We start from the raw sequence: 8,511 nt of genomic DNA, 5'->3' as shown, positions 1-8,511 counted from the left end.
CTGCTGCGCGACCCAGTCGACGAACCGGGTCTCGGCGAGTTGCGCGCCGGAAACCGGCACGAGCGAGGTCTCCTCCAGCTCGGATCCGTAGTACCGGGCGTGCGGGTCCGTGACGACCGTGCGGGGATCGTTCTTGGCGGCGAGCACCTTGCGGATGAGCTCGTCGAACTGGAACACGTCGGGACCGGCGACCTCCACCACGCCGTTGACCGGGGTACCGACCGCGGTACGGCCGACGGCAGCGGCCACGTCGTCGGAGTGCATGGGCTGGAACTTGACGGGAGCGATATGCACCCGGTCGCCCTCGGTGGCCGCGTCCGCGATTGCGGCCACGAACTCGAAGAACTGCGTGGCGTGGACGATGGAGTAGGGGATGCCGGACGCCTTGATCAGCTCTTCCTGGGCCAGCTTGGCGCGGAAGTAGCCGTTGTCCAGGCGGTCGGTACCGACGATAGACAGCGCGACATGGTGGGTCACACCGGCGTCCGCCTCCGCCTGCAGGAGGTTGGTGGTCGAGGTGCGGAAGAAGTTCATCACGGCGTCGTCCTCCCACGAGGGCGCGTTGGACACGTCGACCACGACCTCCGCGCCCTTCAGCACCTCGGCGAGCCCCTCGCCGGTCAGCGTGTTGACGCCTGTGTTGGGCGCGGCCGCGACCGCCTCGTGCCCACGCTCGTTGAGCTTGGCGACCAGCTTGGAGCCGATCAGCCCGGTTCCGCCGATGACTACGACCTTCATGATGGAGTCCTCTCCAAGGTTTTCATGTGCGGCGCGCATCCTGTGGTGAGCTGCTCACCGGCACTGATCAGTAATGCCTGCACTGGATGTGACAGGACGGCGGAACCATTTGTGACAGGCGCCTGCAGGCAGGACCGCGAAAAAAATCTCTCGACGAGGCGGACGCCACCGTGCAACGCGGCTGTTGGGCGGCGGCTGCCTGGGCTGTGATACGGCCAAAAACCAATGTGCACTTCTACGCCTCGGTTCTTCTGGACGCCGGCGAGAACATCAAGGCGTCGAGCCACTACCTCGGACACACCGATCCGGGGTTCACGCTCCGGGTGTACACGCACCTGATCCCGAGCAGCGACGCGCGCGCCCGGAAGGCCCTGGACAGCCTCTACGAGGGCACCGGTCCAGCGTCTGACGGCCCAGAGACGGCGCAGGGGGCGAGACGCGGTGGGGCCGACGGTGCACGACCGTCGGCCCCACCGCCTCGGATGCCGAGAAACCCGCCCTGACCTGCGGCTACAGCACCGGCAGATTCTTCCGCAGCTCGAACGCCGTGACCTCGCTGCGGTACTCGTGCCACTCGGCCTGCTTGTTGCGCAGGAAGAAGTCGAAGACGTGTTCGCCCAGCGTCTCGGCGACCAGGTCGCTGCGCTGCATCAGCGTGAGGGCCTCGCCGAGGTTCTGCGGCAGGGGTTCGATGCCCATCGCGCGGCGCTCGGCGTCCGTCAGGGCCCAGACGTCGTCCTCGGCGCCCGGCGGCAGCTCGTAGCCCTCCTCGATGCCCTTGAGGCCGGCGGCCAGCAGGACCGCGTAGGCGAGGTACGGGTTCGCGCCCGAGTCGAGGGAGCGGACCTCGACGCGTGCCGAGCCGGTCTTGCCCGGCTTGTACATCGGGACGCGGACGAGGGCCGAACGGTTGTTGTGGCCCCAGCAGATGTACGACGGCGCCTCGCCGCCCGCGCCCGCGGTGCGCTCGGAGCCGCCCCAGATGCGCTTGTAGGAGTTCACCCACTGGTTGGAGACCGCCGAGATCTCCGCCGCGTGCCGCAGCAGACCCGCGATGAAGGAGCGGCCGACCTTGGAGAGCTGGTACTCGGCTCCGGACTCGTAGAAAGCGTTGCGGTCACCCTCGAAGAGGGACAGGTGCGTGTGCATGCCGGAGCCCGGGTGCTCCGAGAACGGCTTCGGCATGAACGTCGCCTGCACGCCCTGCTCCAGCGCCACCTGCTTCATGACCAGGCGGAACGTCATGATGTTGTCGGCCGTGGACAGCGCGTCCGCGTAGCGCAGGTCGATCTCCTGCTGGCCCGGCGCGCCCTCGTGGTGGGAGAACTCGACCGAGATGCCCATCGACTCCAGCATCGTGATCGCCTGACGGCGGAAGTCCATGCCGATGTTCTGGGGCGTGTGGTCGAAGTAGCCCGAGTTGTCGGCCGGGGTCGGGCGGGTGCCGTCGAGGGGCCGGTCCTTCAGCAGGAAGAACTCGATCTCCGGGTGGGTGTAGAAGGTGAATCCCAGGTCGGAGGTGCGGGCGAGGGCCCGCTTGAGCACGTACCGCGGATCCGCGAAGGACGGTGAGCCGTCCGGCATGAGGATGTCGCAGAACATACGGGCCGTCCCGGGGGCCTCGGCACGCCAGGGCAGGACCTGGAACGTCGACGGATCCGGCTTGGCGATCATGTCGGACTCGTAGACCCGCGCGAACCCCTCGATCGCGGAGCCGTCGAAGCCGATGCCTTCGTCGAAGGCCTGCTCCAGTTCGGCGGGCGCCACGGCCACGGACTTGAGGAAGCCCAGCACGTCCGTGAACCACAGGCGTACGAAACGGATGTCGCGCTCCTCCAACGTCCGGAGCACGAACTCCTGCTGCTTGTCCATCTTCCGCTTCCCCATCCTTGCTGGTCAGGCCGCCTGCCGGTACCACGCGAGAGGCGGTCGGGCACCGGCACCTGAGCATCACACCACAACACCGTTTCCTCCGCGTTGCGGACCTTGATCGCGGTGCTGCCCATCGGCCCGGACGCCCGGTGTACGAAGGGTGCGCGGGTGTACTGCTCTGCCGCCCATCTTGCCCGCTCGCACCGGCATCCGTAATGGCGGGAGCGCTTCGCACGTGAGCGACGCCACGCCCGTTTAATTTGCATCTCAAATGCAAGTTTGAATACCGTCTCGAAGGGACGAATGATCGATCATCGGAGGAGTCACGATGCTGTCCGAGCAGTCAGCGGCCACCGTCCGCGCCACCCTGCCCGCCGTCGGCGCGGCCATAGGCGACATCGCCGAGCGCTTCTACGACCGGCTCTTCGAAGCCCACCCCGAACTGCTGCGCGACCTCTTCAACCGCGGCAACCAGGCCGACGGAAGCCAGAAGCAGGCCCTCGCCGGCTCCATCGCCGCCTTCGCCTCGCACCTGGTGAACAACCCCGACCAGCGTCCCGACGTGATGCTGCAGCGCATCGCCCACAAGCACGCCTCGCTGGGCATATCGCCGGAGCAGTACCCGATCGTCCACGAGCACCTGTTCGCCGGCATCGCCGAGGTTCTCGGCGATGCGGTCACCCCCGAGGTCGCCGCCGCCTGGACCGAGGTCTACTGGCTGATGGCCAACGCCCTCATGGCCATCGAGAAGCGGCTGTACGAGCAGAGCGAGCAGACCGGCTGGCGCGAGTGGATGGTCGTCGAGCGGACCGAGGAAACCGCCGACGTGGCCAGCTTCAAGCTGCGCCCCGTCGACGACGGCCCGGTGCCCGGCTACCGCGCCGGCCAGTACGTCTCGGTCGGTGTCCGCCTCGCCGACGGCGCCCGGCAGATCCGCCAGTACAGCCTGACCGCGGCCCCCGGCTCCCCGGAGCGGCAGTTCGCCGTCAAGCGGGTGAGCGGCGACGCCACGACCCCCGACGGCGAGGTCTCGAACCACCTGCACGCGCACGTACATGCGGGCGACGTCGTCCAGCTGTCCGCCCCGTACGGTGACCTGGTCCTGGAGGACACCGACGCGCCGCTGCTGCTCGCCTCCGCCGGCATCGGCGTCACCCCGATGGTCGCCATGCTGGAGCAGCTCGCGCTCACCGGCCACCGAGCCCCGGTGACCGTGGTGCACGCCGACCGCTCCCCCGCCCACCACGCGCTGCGCTCCGACCACGAGGCGTACGCGGCCAAGCTGCCGGAGGGCTGGTCCGTCTTCTTCTACGAGCAGGACCATGAGGACGCCGGGCGGCCCGGCCGGGTCGACCTCTCCGATGTCGCCGTCCCGAGCGGCACACACGCGTACCTGTGCGGTCCGCTGCCGTTCATGCGGGCAGTGCGCGAGCAGCTCATCGCCAAGGGGGTGGCCCCGGCCGACGTCCACTACGAGGTCTTCGGTTCGGACATGTGGCTGGCCCAGGCCGCGGCCTGACCCGTCCGGCACCCTGCCGACCCACCCTGCCCGGCCGGCCGGAGGCGGATTCCCCACCGCCTCCGGCCGGCCTTTCGTGTCCGGACAGGACCTATGACGCCTGTCGCGCGGTCGGCAGCCCCAGCAGCAGCGCTCCCGTCGGCGCCGCCACCACGTCCTCGACCGTCAGCGGGTCCAGGGAGGCGAAGAACGCCTCCTGGGCCCGCCGTAGCGCACCCCGCAGCCGGCACCCGGTGTGGAGCGGACAGGGCGTGGCGCCCTCGCAGTCGACGACGTCTCCGTCGCCCTCGAAGGCGCGGACGATCGCACCCACCGATGCGGTACGACCGGCCTCGGTCAGCGCGAGCCCGCCACCCCGGCCGCGCCGGGCTTCGAGCAGCCCCATGTGCTGCAGCTCGGCGACGACCTTCGCGGCGTGCGTGTACGGCACGTCCATGACCGCCGCGACCTCGCGGGTCGTGGGGTTGGACCCGCCGGCGACGGCGAGCCGCATCAGGAGGCGCAGTGCCAGATCGGTGGAGCGCAACAGCCGCATGCCGCCAGCTTAAATAATGCGCATCCCCGGTTCAAATTATCGGCAGAAAAGCCCCCTGGGGGGCCATTCCCGCGCCCGCCCTGCGTACGGGCGCTTCCGTCCCACTACGATCAGCCGTCCCGAACGTCCCTCCCTCAAAGGACTCGACATGGGCTCCGCGAACAAGACCGGCTCCGCCGAGCGCAGGGCGCGCATAGAAGAGATGCGCCGTGCCGAGCGCGCACGCGAGCGCCGCAACCGGATCGTCACCCTCGCCGCGAGCGTGGTCGTCGTCGCCGGTCTTGTCGTCGGCGGTGTCGTCCTGATCCAGTCGCAGTCCGGGGACAAGGCCTCCGCGGCGGCGGGCGACCAGAAGGGCTCGGGCCACTTCGTCACGGGTTCGGACGGCGTGAAGACCTGGAAGGGCACGCTGGGCCGCACGCACACCGCCAAGACCGTGGCCTACCCCATGGAGCCCCCGGTCGGCGGCGACCACAACCCGGTCTGGCAGAACTGCGACGGCGACGTCTACACCAAGCCCGTCGACAACATGAACGCCGTCCACTCGCTGGAGCACGGCGCCGTCTGGGTGACGTACAACAGCAAGGCGTCCAAGGCCGACGTCGACGCGCTCGCCGCCAAGGTCAAGAAGACGCCGTACACACTGATGAGCCCCGTCGACGACCAGAAGGACCCGATCATGCTCTCCGCCTGGGCCCACCAGCGCACGGTGACGAGCGCGAGCGACCCGAAGGTCGACGCGTTCTTCGCCCAGTTCGTCCAGGGCTCCCAGACGCCCGAGCCGGGGGCCGCCTGCACCGGTGGGCTGGGGCAGTGAGGCACATCGGCTGGATCGCCGGGACCGCGGCGGCGGCGCTCGTCGCGGCCGGGGCGATCACCTATGCGGTCGCCGAGGACACCGGGTCCACGGCGAAGGTGCCCACCGCCGACTCGGCGGACGCGGGCTTCGCCCGGGACATGGCGGTCCACCACCAGCAGGCCGTCGAGATGTCGTACATCGTGCGCGACCGCACGAAGAACGAGGAAGTGCGACGTCTCGCCTACGACATCGCGCAGACGCAGGCCAACCAGCGCGGCATGCTGCTGGGTTGGCTCGACCTGTGGGGAGCGCCGAAGGTGTCCGCCGATCCGCCGATGACGTGGATGAGCATGGAGGACATGCCCTCGGGCGAGGACGGCGCGCTGATGCCGGGCATGGCGACCGACAGCGAGCTGAAGAAGCTCGACACGCTCGAGGGCGAGCAGGCCGACATCCTCTACCTCCAACTGATGACCGACCACCACAGGGGCGGCATCCACATGGCCGGGGGCTGTGTCGCCAAGTGCACGGTGGGCGTGGAGAAGAGGCTCGCACAAGGCATGGTCGACGCGCAGCAGTCGGAGATCGAGCTGATGACGACGATGCTCGAGGAGCGCGGCGCGAAGCCACGCGACTAGTGCGGCGACCAGATCCCCGGAAGAGCTCGCCGCGCTCCCCGGTGCCGGGGGAAGCCCGGCCCGCCCGGACCGTCGCCATCGGGCCGCAACACGGGGCGGTTCACCGAAAATGCCTCACATGCCCACAATTCACGGTCACTTGAGGTCTTCTTGGCCTTTTCATTCCCCTTGCATGAACTGTTCATCGAAAGAGTGGCCTTCATCGTGTGATCCATTCAACGCGCGTTCCAGGCGCGGGGTTCTCCGTGGATCACCGACCACTACATGCGACGAACCGCATCGCAGGGGGTTTTATGAGATCCAACCGCGCCAAGGCGCGCGCCGGCGTGAGCCTGGCAGCGACACTGCCGCTGCTCACCGGCGCACTGGCGCTCGGCATACCCGCAGCGCACGCCGCGGACAACCCCGGCCGGGACGCGCTCGCGGGCACCAAGCCCGTATGGGCGACGGCCAAGGCGGACAAGGGCGCGACCTCCAACAGCGCCCAGGTCTCCGCCCGCGTGTACCTCGCAGGTCGCGACGCCAAGGGCCTTGCCGCGTACGCGCAGACCGTCTCGAACCCGGCATCGCCGTTGTACGGCAGGTACCTGAGCGCCAAGCAGACGCAGCAGCGCTTCGGCGCGACCAAGGCCCAGGTGGCCGCTGTGAAGTCGTGGCTGAAGGCGGCCGGCCTCCAGATCACCGCCGTCACGCAGCACTATGTCGCCGTCACCGGTGACGTTTCCGCCGCCGAGAAGGCGTTCGGCACCCAACTGCACAACTACGCCAAGGGCTCGAAGACCTACCGGGCGCCGTCGCAGACGGCCACCGTGCCGGAGGGCCTGAAGGGTGCCGTCCTGACCGTCACCGGCCTGGACAACGCGCCCCACAAGGCGAGCCACAAGGACCAGCTGCCGCCGCCGGACGCCGTGTTCAAGAACGCCGGGCCGTTCTCCTCGTACTACGGCTCGAACACCGCGACGACGCTGCCGGACGCGTACGGCACCAAGATCCCGTACGCCGTCCAGGGCTACACCGGCAAGCAGCTGCGGGCCGCGTACGGCGCCGGGTCCTACACCGGCAAGGGCGTGCGGGTGGCCATCACCGACGCGTACGCCTCGCCGACCATCGCCTTCGACGCCGGCACCTACGCGAAGAAGCACGGCGACGCCGCCTACGCCAGTGGCCAGCTGCGCCAGGTCCTGCCGGGCAAGTACACCAAGACCAAGGAGTGCGGAGCCGCGGGCTGGTACGGCGAGGAGACCCTCGACGTCGAGGCCGTGCACGCGGTCGCCCCCGCCGCGAGCATCACCTACGTGGGCGCCGCCTCCTGCTACGACGACGACCTGCTCGACTCGCTCGGCAAGATCGTCGACGGGCATCTGGCCGACATCGTCTCCAACTCGTGGGGCGACATCGAGGCGAACGAGACGCCGGACGTCGCGGCCGCCTACGACCAGGTCTTCCAGTTCGGCGCGGTCGAGGGCATCGGCTTCTACTTCTCCTCCGGCGACAACGGCGACGAGATCGCCCACACCGGTACGAAGCAGGTCGACACCCCGGCCAACTCGGCATGGGTGACCGCGGTCGGCGGTACCTCGCTGGCCGTCGGCAAGGGCGACAAGTACCAGTGGGAGACCGGCTGGGGCACGGAGAAGGCCAACCTCTCGGCCGACGGCAAGAGCTGGACGGGCTTCCCCGGCGCGTTCACCTCGGGCGCGGGCGGCGGCACCAGCAAGACCGTTGCGGAGCCCAACTACCAGAAGGGCGTCGTACCGAACACGCTGGCCACGGCGAACAACGCCACCGGTAACCGCGTCGTCCCGGACATCGCGGCGATCGCCGATCCCAACACCGGCTTCAAGGTCGGCCAGACGCAGACCTTCCCGGACGGGTCGCAGCAGTACAGCGAGTACCGGATCGGCGGCACCTCGCTCGCTGCGCCCGTGATCGCGGCCGTCCAGGCCCTGTCCCAGGAGGCCCGCGGCGGCAAGGCGATCGGCTTCGCCAACCCGGCGATCTACGCCAAGTACGGGTCCAGGGTGTACCACGACGTCACGGACACCCCGACGGGCTCCGGACTCGCCGTGGCGCGTGTCGACTTCGTGAACGGCTTCGACGCCGCTGACGGGCTCGCCACCTCGGTCCGCAGCCTCGGCAAGGACAGCTCGCTGAGTGCCGTGAAGGGCTACGACGACGTGACCGGCGTGGGCTCGCCCGCTCCGGGCTACGTCACCTCGTGGAGCCGCCACTGACCGGCGACCGGCTTCGCGTTCCCACGTCGCGCCCGTCCTCCCTCACCGGAGGGCGGGCGCGTACGTGTCCGAAGAGCCGGGCGAACGCCTCGGCATGGAAGCCGGCCGGCGAGTGCCCGACCACGGTCGCGGGCCCGTCGAGTCCGAGGGCGTCCACGGCCTCCCCGATCCGCTTC

Annotated in this window: 7 protein-coding genes and 1 pseudogene; 5 read left to right on the top strand and 3 right to left on the bottom strand. The window is 69.3% G+C overall.

Annotated elements, in window-relative coordinates:
- On the bottom strand, positions 1-738 hold a 738-nt coding region (locus VXC91_RS17150), incomplete at its 3' end, for an SDR family oxidoreductase (protein ID WP_329508127.1).
- A 230-nt stretch (positions 739-968) separates the two neighbouring features.
- On the opposite strand from VXC91_RS17150, the pseudogene VXC91_RS47445 reads away from it, so the two are divergent.
- Positions 969-1,241, top strand: a pseudogene (locus VXC91_RS47445) (hypothetical protein); the annotation flags it as partial.
- 7 nt (positions 1,242-1,248) lie between these two features.
- Here VXC91_RS47445 and VXC91_RS17140 read toward each other — a convergent pair.
- Positions 1,249-2,610: a glutamine synthetase family protein gene (locus tag VXC91_RS17140; protein ID WP_329508126.1), complete on the bottom strand. Its 1,362-nt coding sequence runs from the start codon at positions 2,608-2,610 to the stop codon at positions 1,249-1,251.
- A gap of 328 nt (positions 2,611-2,938) precedes the next feature.
- Between VXC91_RS17140 and VXC91_RS17135 the strand changes: the two genes are divergently transcribed.
- Positions 2,939-4,129: a globin domain-containing protein gene (locus tag VXC91_RS17135; protein WP_329508125.1), complete on the top strand. Its 1,191-nt coding sequence runs from the start codon at positions 2,939-2,941 to the stop codon at positions 4,127-4,129.
- Between the two features lie 91 nt (positions 4,130-4,220).
- Here VXC91_RS17135 and VXC91_RS17130 read toward each other — a convergent pair whose 3' ends face one another.
- Positions 4,221-4,664, bottom strand: coding sequence for an Rrf2 family transcriptional regulator (locus VXC91_RS17130; RefSeq protein ID WP_329508124.1), 444 nt, complete (start codon positions 4,662-4,664; stop codon positions 4,221-4,223).
- Positions 4,665-4,812: 148 nt separating this feature from the next.
- On the opposite strand from VXC91_RS17130, the gene VXC91_RS17125 reads away from it, so the two are divergent.
- The 3 genes from VXC91_RS17125 (at position 4,813) to VXC91_RS17115 (ending at position 8,335) form a co-directional block, all read left to right on the top strand.
- Positions 4,813-5,481: a DUF3105 domain-containing protein gene (locus tag VXC91_RS17125; RefSeq protein WP_329508123.1), complete on the top strand. Its 669-nt coding sequence runs from the start codon at positions 4,813-4,815 to the stop codon at positions 5,479-5,481.
- Positions 5,478-6,101, top strand: a complete 624-nt coding sequence (locus VXC91_RS17120; RefSeq protein WP_329508122.1) for a DUF305 domain-containing protein — start codon at positions 5,478-5,480, stop codon at positions 6,099-6,101. The genes VXC91_RS17125 and VXC91_RS17120 overlap by 4 nt, the downstream gene beginning before the upstream one ends.
- Positions 6,102-6,394: 293 nt before the next feature.
- Entirely contained in the window at positions 6,395-8,335 is a 1,941-nt protein-coding gene (locus VXC91_RS17115; protein ID WP_329508121.1) for a S53 family peptidase, read from the top strand.
- Positions 8,336-8,511: the final 176 nt, after the last annotated feature.

Origin of the sequence: Streptomyces chiangmaiensis (genome assembly GCF_036281785.1) — a bacterium.
GTDB lineage: Bacteria > Actinomycetota > Actinomycetes > Streptomycetales > Streptomycetaceae > Streptomyces > Streptomyces chiangmaiensis.
Note: the sequence above shows the minus strand (reverse complement) of the source record. Positions and strands in the feature narration are given on the sequence as shown.